At 52.2% G+C, this 15,911-nt stretch carries 15 protein-coding genes; 6 read left to right on the top strand and 9 right to left on the bottom strand.

Going from position 1 to position 15,911, the window contains the following annotated elements; all coding sequences use genetic code 11:
- From dusA to B3007_RS08475, 5 genes are all read right to left on the bottom strand, one after another.
- A complete protein-coding gene (gene dusA, locus B3007_RS08495) occupies nt 1–966 on the bottom strand; it encodes a tRNA dihydrouridine(20/20a) synthase DusA (RefSeq protein ID WP_301378769.1) in 966 nt (321 codons plus the stop codon).
- Complete coding sequence (hflD, locus tag B3007_RS08490; protein ID WP_297533524.1) at nt 966–1,601, bottom strand: high frequency lysogenization protein HflD; 636 nt, start codon at nt 1,599–1,601, stop codon at nt 966–968. The genes dusA and hflD overlap by 1 nt, the downstream gene beginning before the upstream one ends.
- A complete protein-coding gene (gene mnmA / locus B3007_RS08485; protein ID WP_297533525.1) occupies nt 1,601–2,695 on the bottom strand; it encodes a tRNA 2-thiouridine(34) synthase MnmA in 1,095 nt (364 codons plus the stop codon). Before mnmA ends, hflD begins: the two co-directional genes overlap by 1 nt.
- The gene (locus tag B3007_RS08480) at nt 2,696–3,148 is read right to left on the bottom strand and encodes an NUDIX hydrolase (RefSeq protein ID WP_297533526.1); all 453 of its coding nucleotides are present in this window, start codon (nt 3,146–3,148) and stop codon (nt 2,696–2,698) included.
- 93 nt (nt 3,149–3,241) lie between these two features.
- Nucleotides 3,242–3,871, bottom strand: a complete 630-nt coding sequence (locus tag B3007_RS08475; RefSeq protein WP_297533527.1) for a pseudouridine synthase — start codon at nt 3,869–3,871, stop codon at nt 3,242–3,244.
- Between the two features lie 215 nt (nt 3,872–4,086).
- Between B3007_RS08475 and B3007_RS08470 the strand changes: the two genes are divergently transcribed.
- A complete protein-coding gene (locus B3007_RS08470; protein ID WP_297533528.1) occupies nt 4,087–6,315 on the top strand; it encodes an NADP-dependent isocitrate dehydrogenase in 2,229 nt (742 codons plus the stop codon).
- A gap of 66 nt (nt 6,316–6,381) precedes the next feature.
- Here the strand turns inward: B3007_RS08470 and cspD are convergent, their stop codons facing one another.
- A complete protein-coding gene (cspD, locus tag B3007_RS08465; protein WP_301378765.1) occupies nt 6,382–6,639 on the bottom strand; it encodes a cold shock domain-containing protein CspD in 258 nt (85 codons plus the stop codon).
- A gap of 221 nt (nt 6,640–6,860) precedes the next feature.
- Here cspD and clpS point away from each other — a divergent pair, with 221 nt between their 5' ends.
- Entirely contained in the window at nt 6,861–7,211 is a 351-nt protein-coding gene (gene clpS / locus B3007_RS08460) for an ATP-dependent Clp protease adapter ClpS (protein WP_297533607.1), read from the top strand.
- A 14-nt stretch (nt 7,212–7,225) separates the two neighbouring features.
- Nucleotides 7,226–9,484 (top strand): ATP-dependent Clp protease ATP-binding subunit ClpA, encoded by a 2,259-nt coding sequence (gene clpA, locus B3007_RS08455; protein ID WP_301378763.1) that lies wholly within the window; start codon nt 7,226–7,228, stop codon nt 9,482–9,484.
- 27 nt (nt 9,485–9,511) lie between these two features.
- Here the strand turns inward: clpA and infA are convergent, their stop codons facing one another.
- The 3 genes from infA to aat all read right to left on the bottom strand — a co-directional run bounded on the left by infA (nt 9,512) and on the right by aat (nt 11,197).
- Nucleotides 9,512–9,730 carry a translation initiation factor IF-1 gene (infA, locus tag B3007_RS08450; protein ID WP_028292799.1) on the bottom strand — a complete coding sequence of 73 codons (219 nt, stop codon included), beginning with the start codon at nt 9,728–9,730 and terminating at the stop codon, nt 9,512–9,514.
- Between the two features lie 67 nt (nt 9,731–9,797).
- A complete protein-coding gene (locus B3007_RS08445) occupies nt 9,798–10,505 on the bottom strand; it encodes an arginyltransferase (RefSeq protein ID WP_297533531.1) in 708 nt (235 codons plus the stop codon).
- A complete protein-coding gene (gene aat / locus B3007_RS08440) occupies nt 10,502–11,197 on the bottom strand; it encodes a leucyl/phenylalanyl-tRNA--protein transferase (RefSeq protein ID WP_301378753.1) in 696 nt (231 codons plus the stop codon). The genes B3007_RS08445 and aat overlap by 4 nt, the downstream gene beginning before the upstream one ends.
- A gap of 65 nt (nt 11,198–11,262) precedes the next feature.
- Here aat and B3007_RS15580 point away from each other — a divergent pair, with 65 nt between their 5' ends.
- From B3007_RS15580 to B3007_RS08420, 3 genes are read left to right on the top strand one after another with little or no spacing between them, the layout of a single operon-like run.
- A complete protein-coding gene (locus tag B3007_RS15580) occupies nt 11,263–13,938 on the top strand; it encodes a DNA translocase FtsK (protein WP_414716220.1) in 2,676 nt (891 codons plus the stop codon).
- Nucleotides 13,939–13,961: 23 nt separating this feature from the next.
- Nucleotides 13,962–14,600 (top strand): outer membrane lipoprotein chaperone LolA, encoded by a 639-nt coding sequence (gene lolA / locus B3007_RS08425; RefSeq protein ID WP_301378751.1) that lies wholly within the window; start codon nt 13,962–13,964, stop codon nt 14,598–14,600.
- The gene (locus tag B3007_RS08420) at nt 14,590–15,909 is read left to right on the top strand and encodes a replication-associated recombination protein A (RefSeq protein ID WP_301378749.1); all 1,320 of its coding nucleotides are present in this window, start codon (nt 14,590–14,592) and stop codon (nt 15,907–15,909) included. The genes lolA and B3007_RS08420 overlap by 11 nt, the downstream gene beginning before the upstream one ends.
- Nucleotides 15,910–15,911: the final 2 nt, after the last annotated feature.

Raw genomic sequence — 15,911 nt, 5'->3', positions numbered from 1 at the left:
TCAGTCAATCAGCTGCAGCGCTTCCTCTAAAACTTGAGTGCCGGACTCCCGAAGGTGAGCCCGTTCGCTCAGGTAGCGACGAAATAATCTCGCGCCCCGTTGACCATTAAAGAGGCCCAGAATGTGTCGGCTGACATAATGAAGCGGGGCTCCTTTAGCTAAAAGAGACTCTATATAGGGGTAGAGTGCTCGCACAGCATCCTTTGCTGACTCTGTGTTGGCGGGCTTGCCAAAGTAAAGCTCGTCTGCATCAATCAGCACTGACGGATTCTGGTAGGCCTCACGCCCCACCATAACACCATCGACGTGCGGCATGATTTCGGCGATCTGCTTGTGAGTCTTAATCCCACCGTTGATGATGATCTCAAGATCTGGAAATTCCTGCTTCAGCCGGTATACATCATCGTAGCGCAGAGGAGGTACTTCCCGGTTTTCTTTTGGAGAAAGCCCCTGAAGGATGGCTTTTCGTGCATGCACGATAAAAGTTTTGCATCCGGTTTCAGCAACGGTGGCGACAAAATCACGCATGTGCTCGTAGCTATCCTGATCATCAATACCGATCCGGTGCTTAATGGTCACATCAATACTGGTACTGTCCTGCATAGCCTTAATACAGTCAGCGACCAGCTGCGGATGAGCCATCAGACATGCGCCTATCATGTTGTTCTGAACGCGATCGCTCGGGCAACCCACGTTAAGGTTGACCTCATCGTAGCCCCATTCCTCAGCGTACCTGGAACAGGTGGCGAGCTCTGAAGGATTGCTGCCGCCTAGCTGGAGCGCGATCGGGTGTTCAATATCGTTGTATTCGAGAAAACGGTCACGATTGCCATGGATCAGCGCGCCAGTCGTCACCATCTCTGTGTAGAGCAGTGTGTCTTTGGTCAGCTGCCGCCAGAAGTAACGGCAATGTTTATCAGACCAGTCCATCATCGGAGCTGTACTGAAACGGCGATTAATGCTCATCAGGAATGGTCCGATTCAGTCAGGAGGTCGCGACATATTTCTGAGTAACGACGACGGCTGAAAAGCAGCTGCCAACGGCGCCCTCCGACTTGGCGCCACAGAATTGCAGCACGAATACCAGATAAGAGAATGGCTCGAACCTTGTCGGCTGTACCCGCATTCTGCAGGTACGTTGGGTTGCCTGTTACTCGAATCCGGAAACTCAGCTGACTGAGTGTCTGTTTGTACAGATCAGCGAGTGCCGCAATAGTATTAGGATGCGCATTCGAAAAATGCTCAGCCTGACGGGACGCCTGCTGAATGCCTTGCCCGAGGGCGTCCAGCATCCCAGGAGCCTTGCTTAGTTTTCTCTCAAGGTGGAGCAGGCTCAATGCATAGCGGGTGACATCAGGGCTGACCTGGCCAGCATCGCGGTCGCTGACCGTCAGTAATGTCTCCAACCCCCGCCCAAGGCTTTCGGCAGGGTCGCCATAAATGCTATCGAAGTTGTCGGGATTCTGAACAAAAAGACTATCGATCATAGGCTGCGTGGCTTCGCTGGGGACGTCGCCGGTGCGGGCGAGTTCCTCTACGAGTGACGCAGCCTGAAATACGGCAGCAAGGGCGATTGCTTGTTGTTTTTGTTGTGTCGTCATCAGTTGTTTCCCGTTGCCTCAATTATGCCTCCGCCCAGACACAGATCCTCAAGATAAAACACGACCGACTGACCGGGAGTGACTGCACGCTGTGGTTTATCGAACGTTACCCGAAATCCTGTGCCACTTGCTTCAATGACACAGTCCTGATCGTCCTGGCGATATCTTACTTTTGCCTTGCAGCGCAAAGGCGTATCCGGAGCGGCATTCACCCAGAACACCTCAGTAGTAGTAAGCCAGTCGGTAAACAGCAAAGGGTGGTTTTTTCCTTGCACGGCAATCAGTACGTTCCGCTCAAGGTCCTTGCCAGCAACAAACCAGGGAGCGTCCGGGTGATTCTTCAGGCCACCAATACCAAGCCCCTGACGCTGGCCAAGAGTGTGATACATCAAGCCGCTGTGCTGGCCAATGTCTTCACCTTCAGGTGTCTCTATGCGACCAGGCTGCGCAGGAAGGTATTGCTTCAGGAAGTCTTTAAAACGACGTTCGCCAATGAAGCAAATGCCAGTCGAGTCTTTCTTGGTGGCCGTTACCAGGTTGTTCTCTTCGGCTATTCTGCGAACTTCAGGCTTTTCCAGCTCACCAACAGGGAAGAGTGTCATAGCGATCTCTTTTCCGCCGACGGCATGCAGGAAGTAGCTCTGGTCCTTGTTGCCATCGAGCCCCTTCAATAAGACCGTATCGTCGCCACGCTGCCCCCGACGCACATAATGTCCGGTCGCAATAAGGTCAGCGCCCAGTACTTTTGCGTACTCAAGAAAGGCTTTGAATTTGATCTCGCGATTGCACAGGATATCCGGATTCGGCGTGCGGCCTGCCTTGTATTCATGGAGGAAGTGTTCGAATACGTTATCCCAGTACTCTGCAGCAAAGTTAGCTTGATGAAGCTTTATACCAAGCGTGTCGCAGACCTGTTGGGCGTCTGCAAGATCTTCTTTTGCCGTGCAGTATTCCGTCCCATCATCTTCGTCCCAGTTCTTCATGAACAGGCCTTCCACCTGGTAGCCTTGTTCAATCAGCAGGTAGGCAGATACGGAAGAATCAACACCGCCAGACATGCCGACGATGACTTTGGTATTGGAGATGTCTGTCATTCAGGGATGCTCAACAATCAGGTCTAACGGATAATGTTTACGCGAGAGGTAGTCTTCAGCGCAGGTCAGTACCATGGGGCTACGCAGATTGGTGGCGCCCCTCAGTTCTTCAATAGACATCCATGATGGGCCGATAATTCCTTCATCCAGCTCTGCGCCTGGTACTTCCCGGATAGCTTCAGCAATAAGACAATACCGATGGTAAGTAACACCGTTAGCGGGCGCTGTGTAGGTGTAAAACCCGAGCAGGGCTGTAGGTTTCACTTCCCACCCGGTTTCTTCAAGGGTCTCACGCACGGCTGCATCAATAACAGCTTCATCTTTCTCGATGTGTCCGGCTGGCTGATTGATGACGCGCGCTCCATTGCTCATTTCCTCCACCATGAGAAAGTCGTCCCCGCGGGTGACGATAGTGGCTACGGTAGCGTGCGGTGTCCAGCGTTCGGCAGTCATGAGGCCTCCGGTAAAATCAAGCTGCGAAGTTTACCTGAAATGCTCGCATGAGGCATCTTTGGCGGCTGCTCGAATGGCTACCGCGCTGGAGGTTCAGCGTTTGCGTTGAGTGCTGTTGCGTCGAGTCGGCTTGCTGCTATGTTTCGTTGGCTTCCGGCGAGATCCGGAGTTCTTTGGCATGTGAACCTCGACGGACGTGAACTCTCCGGGCTTGCCTATGTCACTGAGTGACCAGGGGCCGACAGATGCCCGGATCAAACGAAGAGTGGGGTGGCCAATATGGGCTGTCATGCGTCTGACCTGCCGGTTACGCCCCTCTGAAATTTCGATTTGTAGCCAGGTGGTGACGTCGTTTTCCCTGTAGCGAATCGGAGGGTTTCGCTCCCAAACGTTGGGTGGCTCAATAATGGCAACTTTGGCAGGGCGGGTTGGGCCGTCCTTGAGGGTGACCCCACTCCGAAGCGCATCAATTTCGCTATCATCAGGACGTCCTTCAACCTGCACCCAATAGGTTTTTGTCATCTTATGCTGAGGGTCAGCTATCCTTGCCTGTAGAGGTCCGGAGTCGGTAAGCAGAACCAGGCCTTCGGAGTCATAGTCGAGCCGCCCGGCTGGATATACCCCGGGTGTGGTTACGAAGTCGGCCAGAGTGGGTCGTCCTTCTTTGTCAGTGAACTGGCAAAGAACGTTGAATGGTTTGTTAAGAAGTATCAGGCGAGCCATGGTTTTGTAAGAAAATTACTTATTCTTTTGTCTAGCTTGCATTTTTTGTAGAAAAACTACAAATTAGCGGCACTTAAGAAGCTACTCAGCATCGGTTTAGATGCAATCTGGCATCACCAGCTTGCAGCCATACCGGATCGGAGTCCTTCACTTACCACAAGTTAGTGAAGCCGGTTCATGCGACACAGCAATAGCGTAACGCAACAGGAGACACAATGTCCGCGAACGAATCCAGGATTATTTATACTGAAACCGATGAGGCGCCAGCATTGGCAACTCACTCACTTCTGCCGATTATTCAGGCGTTTTCCCGCTCTGCCGGCGTCGATGTTGAGACACGTGATATTTCTCTGGCGGGCCGTATTCTGGCCAACTTCCCGGAATTCCTCCAAAAAGAACAACGTATTCCTGATGCGCTTGCAGAGCTGGGCACCCTTGCAGGGCAGCCAGAAGCCAATATTATCAAGCTGCCGAATATCAGTGCATCTCTGCCACAGCTACGCGAAGCAATTAAAGAGCTGCGCAGTATGGGCTTTGATGTTCCGCTTTATCCGTCCAATCCGGCAACGGACGAAGACCGTGACGTACAAGCTCGTTACGACCGTATTAAAGGCAGTGCCGTAAACCCGGTTCTGCGTGAGGGTAACTCTGACCGTCGCGCACCTGCGTCAGTAAAAGAGTATGCACGCAGCTATCCTCATTCAATGGGGGAGTGGTCGTCTGATTCCCTGAGCTCTGTAGCGCATATGGAAGAAGGTGACTTCTACGGTAGCGAAAAATCGCTCACACTGTCGAATGCTGACGTTGTTGATATTGAGTTCGTTGATGCTGAAGGCAACGTAACGCCACTCAAAGAAGGTCTGAAGCTGCTTGATGGTGAAGTTATTGATGCATCTGTCATGCGTGCTGCCTCTCTTCGGGCTTTCCTCGACAAGACAATCCAGGAAGCAAAAGAGAAGGGCGTATTGTTCTCAGTTCACCTGAAAGCAACCATGATGAAGGTTTCTGACCCGATTATCTTTGGTCACGTGGTGTCTGTTTTCTTTGCACCAGTCTTTGAAAAGTATTCAGAAACCTTCGAGCGTCTGGGCGTTGATGTTAATAACGGTCTCGGCGACGTCTATGCGAAGATAGCGAAGCTGCCCGATGATGAGCGTGAAGCTATCGAAGCTGATATCGCAGCCTGTTATGAGAAGCGCCCGCATCTGGCGATGGTCAACTCGGACAAGGGCATCACCAACCTTCATGTACCAAATGACGTAATCGTAGATGCGTCTATGCCTGCGATGATCCGCTCATCTGGCAAGATGTGGGGTTCGGATGGTGATCTGCATGACACAATTGCAGTCATTCCGGATCGTTGTTACGCCGGTGTTTATCAGGAAACCATCGACTTCTGTAAAGAGCACGGTGCTTTCGACCCGCGCACCATGGGCACAGTACCTAACGTTGGTCTGATGGCGCAGAAAGCAGAAGAGTACGGCTCGCATAACAAAACTTTTGAGATTCCAGCTGACGGCAAAGTGCGCGTTATTACCGAATCCGGCGAGCAGTTAATTGAGCACGAGGTTGCCAAGGGCGACATCTGGCGCATGTGCCAGGCTAAGGATGCTCCTATTCGTGACTGGGTAAACCTTGCTGTTAACCGCGCTCGTGCGACTTCCACTCCAGCCGTATTCTGGCTTGACGAAAATCGCTCCCATGACGCTGAGCTGATTAAAAAGGTCGAGGCGTATCTTTCGGAAGCAGATACTGACGGTCTGGAAATCAGCATCATGGCGCCGGAAGCAGCTACTCGATTCACGCTTGCTCGCATGAAAGACGGCAAAGACACGATATCAGTCACTGGTAATGTGCTTCGTGACTACCTGACTGATCTGTTTCCAATTCTTGAATTGGGCACCAGCGCTAAGATGCTCTCAATTGTCCCCCTGATGAACGGCGGTGGTCTGTTTGAAACAGGCGCTGGCGGCTCTGCACCAAAGCATGTTCAGCAGCTACTTGAAGAAAACTTCCTGCGCTGGGACTCTCTGGGCGAGTTTATGGCGCTTTCAGCGTCGCTGGAGCACCTCGCAGAGAAAACCGGCAATGCTAAAGCAGCAGTGCTTGGCAAAACATTGGATATCGCGACAGGGCGAATTCTGCAGGAACAGAAATCTCCAGGGCGCGAGCTGGGTAATCTGGACAACCGTGGCAGTCATTTCTACCTCGCGAAGTTCTGGGCGGAGGCTCTGGTTGCTCAGGCTGATGACGCCGAGCTGTCTGAGCACTTTAAGCCGCTGGCAAACGCTCTCAATGACAATGAATCCCAGATCCTGGAAGAATTGAAATCTGTTCAGGGCTCATCGGTAGATATCGGTGGGTACTACTGGCCAAACCCAGAGAAGGCGACTGAAGTCATGCGTCCGAGCAAGACCCTTAATACTCTGATTGATCAGCAGTAATACTGGGTTAAAAGAAAAAACCGCCTTTCGGCGGTTTTTTTATGCGCGTCTGAAAAAGATTGTGCCTCAGGCAGGCTCTGCTTGTTCAGCCTTTGCTGCTGGTGCCGAAGCCTCTGCACCAGCAAGGGCACGGATGTTGATCGCGTGCAGTCCTTTATCGCTGGGTTTGATGTCGAATTGGACAGATTGGCCTGCTTTCAGTGTGCGGTATCCGTCCATATCAATGACTGAGTAATGGGCAAACAGATCTTCATTGGTTTCGTCACTTAGGATAAAACCGTAACCTTTGGCGTTATTGAACCACTTTACAGTCCCTGTTTTCATCGCAAATCTCCTTATAACTACAGATATAGGTGCGTTTTTCGTGGATAGGGCTTGTATACCCTAGTCGTGTAAAACCTACGCCGCCCATTGTGGCCCGTCAAGACACTAATTGACCTAATTAATCACATATTCGACTAAGGTGGTATGCCTGAGTGGTCGGGTTGGCCTGACAGCGTTATCATGTGACTAATTTGGCAAACACAGAATCCCATCGACGCGTCATGTATAAATATCAACTAAGCTTAAGTGGTCAGGATCCTCATCACGAGGAAGACGGAAATATTGCGGTTCAGGAGTCCCTGCCGGAGCTGAAGCGCCCGTCGATGTACAGCGTGGTGATGATGAATGATGACTACACGCCAATGGAATTTGTTGTAGAGGTTTTACAACAGTTTTTCAGCAAAACACCGGAGCAGGCAACAGAGATTATGCTCGCGGTCCACATGAAAGGCAGTGCCGTGTGTGGCGTCTATACTAAAGACATTGCTGAAACTAAAGCAGAAATTGTGAATCAATACTCCAAGGACTGCCAACATCCGTTGATGTGTGAGATAGCCCCGGCAGACGACTGAAACCAGGAGGCTTTATGCTGAATAGAGAACTCGAGCAAACCCTGAATGAAGCATTCAAGGAGGCTCGTTCTAAGCGTCACGAATTTATGACAGTCGAACATCTGCTGTTGGCGCTGCTAGACAATGATGCGGCTTCGACCGTACTTCAGGCTTGCGGAGCCGATATTGTCAAACTCCGCAAAGATCTGGATGACTTCGTCGATTCCACAACTCCCCTTATCCCGGAATCTAATGGCGAGCAGGAAACTCAACCAACGTTGGGTTTTCAGCGCGTCCTGCAGCGGGCCGTATTCCACGTTCAGTCATCGGGCAAAACTGAAGTCTCCGGTGCGAATGTCCTTGTCGCCATATTCAGTGAGCAGGAAAGCCAGGCTGTTTATTTCCTGAAGCAGCAGAATATTGCTCGTATTGATGTGGTTAATTACATCTCTCACGGCATTTCGAAAGTCAGCGGCCCTGAAGAGGGCGCTGATCAGGCGGCAGACAATCTCGATGAAGAAGCGGAGACGGGTTCGAAGTCCGCTCTTGAAGGGTATGCGACTAACCTCAATCGCCTGGCGCGCGAGGGTAAAATCGACCCATTGATCGGACGCGAGTTTGAAGTTAATCGTCTTGTGCAGATTCTGGCGCGTCGACGTAAGAATAATCCGCTTCTGGTGGGTGACTCTGGTGTCGGTAAAACCGCCATTATTGAAGGTCTGGCTAAGCGCATTGTCGATGAAGAAGTGCCAGATGTGATCAGCGATGCTGTTGTCTACAGTCTCGACATGGGCGCACTTCTGGCTGGTACCAAATACCGGGGTGACTTCGAAAAACGTTTTAAAGCATTGCTGGCAGAGTTGAAGCGTCAGCCTCACGGCATACTGTTTATCGATGAAATTCACACCATTATCGGTGCGGGTGCCGCCTCTGGTGGCGTTATGGATGCGAGCAACCTGCTGAAGCCGCTACTGAGCTCAGGTGAGGTGCGCTGCATTGGCTCTACCACGTTCACAGAGTTCCGTGGCATTTTCGAGAAAGACAGTGCTCTGACTCGTCGCTTCCAGAAGATCGATGTTGCAGAGCCGTCTGTTGAGGATACTTACAAAATCCTCAAAGGCCTCAAGTCCCGCTTTGAAGAGCACCACAAAGTTAAGTACACGGACAAAGCCCTTAAAGCCGCTGCAGAGCTGGCTGATCGCTATATCAATGACCGCAATATGCCCGACAAGGCCATTGATGTGATTGATGAGGTAGGTGCTTTGCAGCAGATGGTTCCACCAAGCAAACGTAAAAAGACCATCAATGTCGGAGAAGTAGAAGAGGTGGTCGCAGCGATAGCACGAATCCCACCGAAGTCTGTTTCTGCGTCTGACAAAGAACTGCTCTTTGGTCTCGAAGATAAGCTTGAGATGGTAGTGTTTGGTCAGAATGAAGCTATTCAGACACTCTCAACTGCCATTAAGATGTCTCGTGCCGGGTTGAACAGCCCGCAGAAGCCGATTGGCTCTTTCCTCTTTGCTGGCCCAACCGGTGTTGGTAAAACTGAGGTTACGAAGCAGCTGGCGTCTGTCATGGGCATGGAGCTTGTCCGCTTCGATATGTCTGAGTACATGGAGCGCCACACGGTATCCCGCCTGATTGGTGCGCCTCCGGGTTATGTGGGTTACGACCAGGGCGGCTTACTGACAGAAGCGGTAAATAAGACGCCTCATTGCGTTCTGCTTCTGGATGAAATAGAGAAGGCTCACCCTGAGGTGTTCAATATTCTGCTTCAGGTTATGGACCACGGTACGCTGACGGATAACAACGGTCGCAAGACGGATTTCCGTAACGTGATTCTGGTTATGACGACCAATGCCGGTGCTGCTCAGATGAGTCGTGCGAGTATTGGTTTCACCCAGCAGGATCATACAACGGATGGTGCCGAGGAGCTTAAGAAGCTGTTCACACCTGAGTTCCGCAACCGTCTCGACAGTGTCATTCAGTTCGCGCCTCTTACGCCGGATACCACGCTACATGTTGTCGATAAGTTCCTGGCTGAGCTTCAGGGGCAGTTGGACGACAAAGGCGTACTGTTAAATGTCGATGATGAAGCCCGCAACTGGCTTGCTGAGCACGGCTATGACGAGAAAATGGGTGCTCGCCCAATGGCTCGTTTGGTTCAGGATAAGATCAAGAAACCGCTGGCAGAGAAGATCCTGTTTGGTGATCTTTCTAAGGGTGGCGAGATTGAGATTACCGTCGTCGACGGCGAGCTTTCGTTGGAATTACCTGAGGCAATGCCGGCCTGATGGCCGGCAGATTGCCGAAGGCGAGGATCAGCGAGCGCGGTAAGTGATGCGTCCCTTACTAAGATCGTAAGGTGTCAGTTCCACTTTAACTTTGTCGCCAGTAAGAATACGGATGTAATTCTTACGCATTTTGCCGGAAATATGAGCGGTCACTACGTGACCGTTTTCCAGTTTAACCCGGAACATTGTATTAGGAAGCGTGTCGATGACTTCGCCTTCCATTTCAATGTGATCGTCTTTTGCCATTCGTCACCTGTCTGAAACTTGTTCAATGCGCGCGCATTCTGCCCTAAAACACTCGCTATGGCAAAGCTTAGGCGGGATTTAGGCGTATCCAGTCGTTATCACTCAGAACTTCAAGAGGAGTGAAGCGGGCTTTGTAGCTCATTTTCCGACAGTTCTCGACGTAATAGCCGAGGTAGTTGTAGGGAAGTCCGACGCTTCGGGCTAACAGCGTCAGACGAATAATCATAGATGTGCCCACTGATTCGCTTTCGCGGTCCGGCTCGTAGAAGCAATACACAGCCGAGAGCCCATCATTGAATCTGTCGAAAACCAGAACACCAATTACCCCCTCGCCATCCTCGGCCACGAGAAACTGTGTGTTGCCGAGGCTTTCGCCAATAAACTCATCGTAGGTCTGTCGGGAGGGGGGATACATGTCGCCATCCTGATGCCTCGCATTGATATATCTGCAGTAGAGATCGAAGAACTCAGGACTATCCGACAGAGGGCGCACCGACACCCGCCAGTGGCGAGTGCGATTAAGTACGCGCTTCATGTTTCTGCTCGGGGCAAACTGTGCAGTTGGGATTCTGATGGACTGGCATTCGCGGCACGACGGGCAGGAGGGCCGGTAAATGAGCTTTCCGCTGCGCCGGAAGCCCAGTCGACTCAGTGCGCTCATGGTATCCAAGTCCGGTACTATCCTGGGGTCGACGTACTGACTCTGCGCTTGTCTGTCTTCAAGGTATGGACAGTCGTGTGTCTCGGCAGGTGTAAATAAGGGGATTGATCTCATTTCAGAACGCCGGGAAGTGGTGAAGGCGCAGGCTTGTTTACTCCCGCGAGAAGTCGGCTCTCAAATTCAGGGCGATCCAGCTCAATAATACCGAATCGCTCCAGATGTGAGGTTCGCATCTGGCAATCAATCATCTCAAAACCAAGTTCAAACAGGAGTGGGGCGGCGGTAGCAAAGGCCACCTTTGATGCTCCGCTGTGTTGGGTAAACATACTTTCTCCAAAGAGAATACGTCCTATGGATAGCCCATAGAAACCACCACACAAGGCCCCGGACTTATCCCAGCACTCTATTGATATCGCCCGACCTGCGTTATGGAGTCTGGGGTAGTTATCAATAATCTCATCGTCTATCCAGGTACCTTCGCTGTCGGCCCGGGGAGCCATACAGCCCTTTATTACTCCTTTGAAATCAAGGCTCGCTGTGACGCGAAGATCGGTATTACGAACCTCGCGGGCAATCCTTTTAGGAATTCTGAAGGTTTCCGGAAGAATGACTGCCCGAGGCATAGGAGTCCACCAGAGTCGTGCCTCCTCAGGGTCATTCCATGGAAAGATTCCTTTCCGGTAGGCGCAATCCAGCCAGGCGGGGCTCAGATGGCCGCCAGCGGCAAGAAGTCCTTCGGGCTCTTCGAGTGCTCTACTTGTATCTGGGAATTCCGGCGGGCGGAACTCATCTAACCAATCAATCATAGTTATGAACAGGCTCGTTTAGCCGTGTTAGACTGTGGACGTTTGACCATTAGCAGGACGATATTTTGTCATCGCAGCACTCTGAAATCGACAATAAACAGAAAAATATGTCGGACGACGGCTGGCGTAAGCGCCACGACATAGGGTTTCTTCTGCTTACGCTTGGCTGTGTATTGCTGTTTCTGGCTCTCTTTTCCTATGATCCGGAAGATGTCGCATGGTCAGTCGTCGGCAGCGGCACGGCAGATAACTCCATCGGGCGCGTCGGAGCCTACCTGGCCGACTTTCTGCTCCACGGCCTGGGATATCTCGCATTCGCTTTTCCTGCTCTGATCATGGCTAAGACCTGGTTGTTGTTCCGCAAGGCGCCAGCCGTAGAAGGGCGGGTCTGGGTGCTCAGGGCCAGCGGCCTGTTACTCATTCTTATCTCACTTGCCGCTCTGGCAGATGTCAGTATCTGGCGCGGTGAGCTCCTGCCAGCTGGTGCCGGCGGCATCATAGGCGAGGGCGCTATAGCGCTGATGGTGCCGCTGTTCGGCTTTATCGGGTCCGTCTCAATTCTGATTGTCGCACTGGCACTCGGCCTTGTGTTGTTTCTTGAGTTCTCCTGGCTGATGTTTTTCGAGCGGGTCGGTGGTGCTGCTCTTTCTTTTGTTGGGCGCATTTCCGGAAACAAGAAAGCTGACTCTCAAAACGTGGAGAAAGCCGGTACTACTGCCCACGACCAAGAAACGACCGGTGACAGCATCCTTCACAAGGCATTAGCCTTTATCGCCAGGAAACGTGCGACTGGCACCCAAGAGCCTGACTCTGCCAATAAGCCTGAAATCACCGCCTCGAACTCAGGTTCACCTAAGAATAGCCGGTTCGATCCGCCATCAGTCGGTGCGGCATCCGATGCAGACAAGGACCCGCTCGACAGCTTCGCAGGTTTTAGTGCATTGGATGACCAAGGTGACGATTCGCTCGTAAGTGATCTGCCCTGGGATGTCTCTAAGTCTGAACCTGGCCCTGAAGCCGAGCCCAAACCCGCACCTGCCGCCCAGGCAAGAAACGAAGAGGCAAGAAACGAAGATGCCATCCCGGTAAAGGCTGTGGCCGCTCGCGAAGTGCCCAAGACGGCACCCAATACTGACATCATCGAAAACGCTGTTGCCGATGTTAAGTCTTTTAAAATTGAGCCGCTCGAAAAGCGCGAGTCGCGCCCAAGCGACCGGGCCAAACGAGACCTGCAAGGCAAGTTATTCAAAGGTAACGACCCGTTACCTTCAATTGCTTTGCTGGACCCTCCCAAAAGCGATGGCAAGGCCGGCTTCTCGGAGGAACGTCTGCACGACTTATCCGAGCTGCTGGTGCAGAAACTTGCCGACTTCGGTGTAAAGATTGAAGTGACTGCTGTGGCACCGGGCCCGGTTATTACGCGATTTGAGATCCAGCCGGCACCGGGCGTGAAGGCCAGTAAGATATCGAACCTGGCGAAGGATCTCGCACGCTCGATGGCCATGGTTGCGGTACGTGTTGTAGAGGTCATACCGGGCAAGTCGGTCATGGGGATTGAAGTCCCTAACGAAAATCGCGCCATGGTTACGCTGGGTGAGGTCTTGTCGTCCGAAGATTACGACAAGTCGAAATCACCGCTTACGCTCGCGCTGGGTCATGATATTGCGGGCAATCCCGTGATTACTGACCTTGCCAAGATGCCGCATCTACTCGTTGCAGGTACGACAGGCTCGGGTAAATCGGTGGGTGTGAATGCAATGCTGCTTTCACTGCTATTCAAGTCTACGCCCGAAGAGCTAAGGTTGATTCTGGTCGATCCGAAGATGCTGGAATTATCCGTCTATGAAGGGATTCCTCATCTGCTGACACCTGTTATCACTGATATGAAAGAGGCCGCCAGTGGCCTTCGTTGGTCGGTCGCTGAAATGGAACGCCGCTATCAGTTAATGGCGGCGATGGGTGTTCGTAATATTGCCGGTTATAACAAGAAGGTTAAGGACGCCATTGAGGCGGGTACGCCACTGGCTGATCCGCTTTGGCAGATTGATCAATCATTCGATACGACTCCGCCGACGCTTGAACCCTTGCCATACATTGTGATTGTCGTGGACGAGTTCGCCGACATGATGATGATGGTTGGCAAGAAAGTAGAAGAACTCATCGCTCGAATCGCTCAAAAAGCACGTGCGGCAGGCATTCATATGATTCTGGCGACCCAGCGCCCCTCTGTGGATGTTATTACCGGCTTGATCAAAGCAAACGTGCCGACCCGGATCGCATTCCAGGTGTCATCAAAAATCGACTCGCGGACCATTCTTGATCAGGGTGGGGCTGAGCAACTGTTGGGGCATGGCGATATGCTGTTTATGCCTCCAGGGAACGCCCTGCCAGAAAGGGTTCATGGGGCTTTCGTTGACGATGACGAAGTGCATCGCGTCGTTGCAGAATGGAAGCAACGCGGGGAACCTGACTACATCGAAGAAATCACACAAGTGGGTGAGGATGGTTCGGTGCCCGGGATGGGCGGCGATGACGCCGACGGTGAAAAAGACGACCTGTACGATCAGGCGGTTGCCTTTGTGACCGAATCCGGTAAATGCTCGATCTCATCAGTGCAGCGTAAATTACGTATTGGCTACAACCGGGCCGCAAGGCTCGTCGAGACAATGGAGGCAGCGGGTGTCGTTTCACCACCAGCTCATAACGGTAGCCGTGAAGTTATTGCGCCGCCTCCTGCTTAACTCAAATAAAAGTAGAGTTTTTTATGATTTCAAAGCTGACCGCATTCGCAGGCGGGATTATTTTTTCTGTAGTGTCATTGGGTATCCAGGCAGGTGAGGCGCTGGAGGAATTTACCTCAATGCTGACATCCCTCAACTCGATGGAAACCGAGTTCTCGCAGGTGACCATGGATCAGAATGGGGAAGTATTGCAGAGTTTATCAGGGACACTCTCGGTTCAGCGACCAGGAAAAATGCGTTGGCAAACAAACCCACCTTACGAGCAACTGGTCGTCTCCGATGGCGAATCTGTATGGGTTTACGATATGGATCTGGAGCAGGTCACTATTCGTAATCTTGAGTCGAAGCTTCAGGAAACCCCAGCACTGCTTCTGAGTGGTGATGTCAGCAATATTTCTGACAGCTACACAGCAACAAGAGAGCAGGCTGGTAAAGCCGTGCGTTACAGGTTAAGGCCTCAGGATGCCAGTCAGTTGTTTGAAGCGCTTGAGTTTGACTACGTCAATGATGAAGTTGAGTTTATGCGTATATTCGACGCTGCCGGACAAATCACCGAAATTCGCTTTACTGGTCAGCAAGTAAACCCTGAGCTTGATCCAGCTGCTTTCACCTTTGTTGCGCCTGATGATGTTGACGTAATCGACGGGCGCCATGGCAGCTGATTTATTTTCGCAGGATAAACCATACGAGCCGTTGGCTTCGCGGCTCAGGCCAGGCTCGCTCGACGATTACATCGGACAGGAGCATGTGGTCGGAGAAGGGGCACCTCTTCGGAATGCGTTGAATGCAGGGCAGATTCACTCTCTTATTCTGTGGGGGCCTCCGGGTGTCGGTAAAACCACGCTAGCCCGCCTTATCGCCAGCTACGTCGATGCTCAGTTTCTGTCACTGAGTGCGGTCATGGCTGGGGTCAAAGAGATCCGGGCGGCTGTTGAACAGGCGCGTCAGGCAGCGGGGAGTGGCCGCAAATCACTGCTTTTTATCGACGAAGTTCATCGCTTCAATAAGTCACAACAGGACGCCTTCCTGCCATACGTTGAGGACGGAACCTTTATCTTTGTTGGGGCAACGACAGAAAACCCGTCGTTTGAGCTGAATAATGCACTTCTCTCGCGAGCGCAGGTCTACATTCTTAAGTCTCTTACGGACGATGACCTTGTTAAGGTCATTCGGCGTGGACTTGAATCGGAAGGAGTTGAGCAGAAAGATCAATCTCCGCTTTCTGTTCTTGCCGCTGCCGCGGATGGCGATGCTCGCCGCGCCCTGAATCTGTTAGAGCAAGCGCTGCAGCTGAATGGCGGGTCTTCTCTCAGTGACGACGATGTTAGGGCGGTATTAGTTAGTAGTCTGCGCAGGTTCGATAAAGGCGGCGATGCCTTTTATGAGCAGATATCAGCTTTGCACAAATCGGTCCGGGGTTCTGATCCGGATGCCTCCCTCTACTGGTTCAGTCGTATGCTCGACGGAGGTTGCGATCCGCTCTATATAGCAAGGCGACTTGTCCGTATGGCGAGCGAGGATATTGGCAATGCCGATCCTCGCGCACTCTCTGTCTGTACTGCCGCATGGGAGGCTCAGGAGCGCCTGGGCAGCCCTGAGGGAGAGCTCAATCTGGCCCAAGCCGTTGTTTACTTAGCATGCGCCCCAAAGAGCAACGCAGTTTACACAGCGTACAAAGCGGCGAGGAAACTGGTGCAGTCAACACCGGGCTATGAGGTACCATTACACCTCAGAAACGCTCCCACTCAGATGATGTCTGACATGAGTTACGGTGCCGAGTACCGCTATGCTCATGACGAGCCTGAAGCATTTGCCGCGGGTGAAAACTATTTCCCTGAAGCCCTGGCGGATGAGCGTTTTTACTCACCGGTAGCTCGCGGCCTTGAGCAGAAGATTGGTGCCAAACTGGATCACCTTCGTGAACTCAATCGCCTGAGCGATAAGAAACGATATACAGACGGCGGTAGTTAACT

The sequence above is a fragment of the Thalassolituus sp. UBA675 genome, from assembly GCF_002297765.1.
GTDB lineage: Bacteria > Pseudomonadota > Gammaproteobacteria > Pseudomonadales > Oceanobacteraceae > Thalassolituus.
The sequence above is the reverse complement of the archived record's forward strand: the minus strand, read 5'-3'. Positions and strand labels throughout refer to the sequence as shown.

Coding starts and splice junctions, on each gene's coding strand:
- hflD (WP_297533524.1), bottom strand. CDS start 1,601: ATGACGACACAACAAAAACAACAAGCAATCGCCCTTGCTGCCGTATTT.
- cspD (WP_301378765.1), bottom strand. CDS start 6,639: ATGAAAACAGGGACTGTAAAGTGGTTCAATAACGCCAAAGGTTACGGT.
- B3007_RS08445 (WP_297533531.1), bottom strand. CDS start 10,505: ATGAGATCAATCCCCTTATTTACACCTGCCGAGACACACGACTGTCCA.
- infA (WP_028292799.1), bottom strand. CDS start 9,730: ATGGCAAAAGACGATCACATTGAAATGGAAGGCGAAGTCATCGACACG.
- clpA (WP_301378763.1), top strand. CDS start 7,226: ATGCTGAATAGAGAACTCGAGCAAACCCTGAATGAAGCATTCAAGGAG.
- mnmA (WP_297533525.1), bottom strand. CDS start 2,695: ATGACAGACATCTCCAATACCAAAGTCATCGTCGGCATGTCTGGCGGT.
- B3007_RS08480 (WP_297533526.1), bottom strand. CDS start 3,148: ATGACTGCCGAACGCTGGACACCGCACGCTACCGTAGCCACTATCGTC.
- dusA (WP_301378769.1), bottom strand. CDS start 966: ATGAGCATTAATCGCCGTTTCAGTACAGCTCCGATGATGGACTGGTCT.
- aat (WP_301378753.1), bottom strand. CDS start 11,197: ATGATTGATTGGTTAGATGAGTTCCGCCCGCCGGAATTCCCAGATACA.
- lolA (WP_301378751.1), top strand. CDS start 13,962: ATGATTTCAAAGCTGACCGCATTCGCAGGCGGGATTATTTTTTCTGTA.
- B3007_RS08470 (WP_297533528.1), top strand. CDS start 4,087: ATGTCCGCGAACGAATCCAGGATTATTTATACTGAAACCGATGAGGCG.
- B3007_RS08475 (WP_297533527.1), bottom strand. CDS start 3,871: ATGGCTCGCCTGATACTTCTTAACAAACCATTCAACGTTCTTTGCCAG.
- clpS (WP_297533607.1), top strand. CDS start 6,861: ATGTATAAATATCAACTAAGCTTAAGTGGTCAGGATCCTCATCACGAG.
- B3007_RS08420 (WP_301378749.1), top strand. CDS start 14,590: ATGGCAGCTGATTTATTTTCGCAGGATAAACCATACGAGCCGTTGGCT.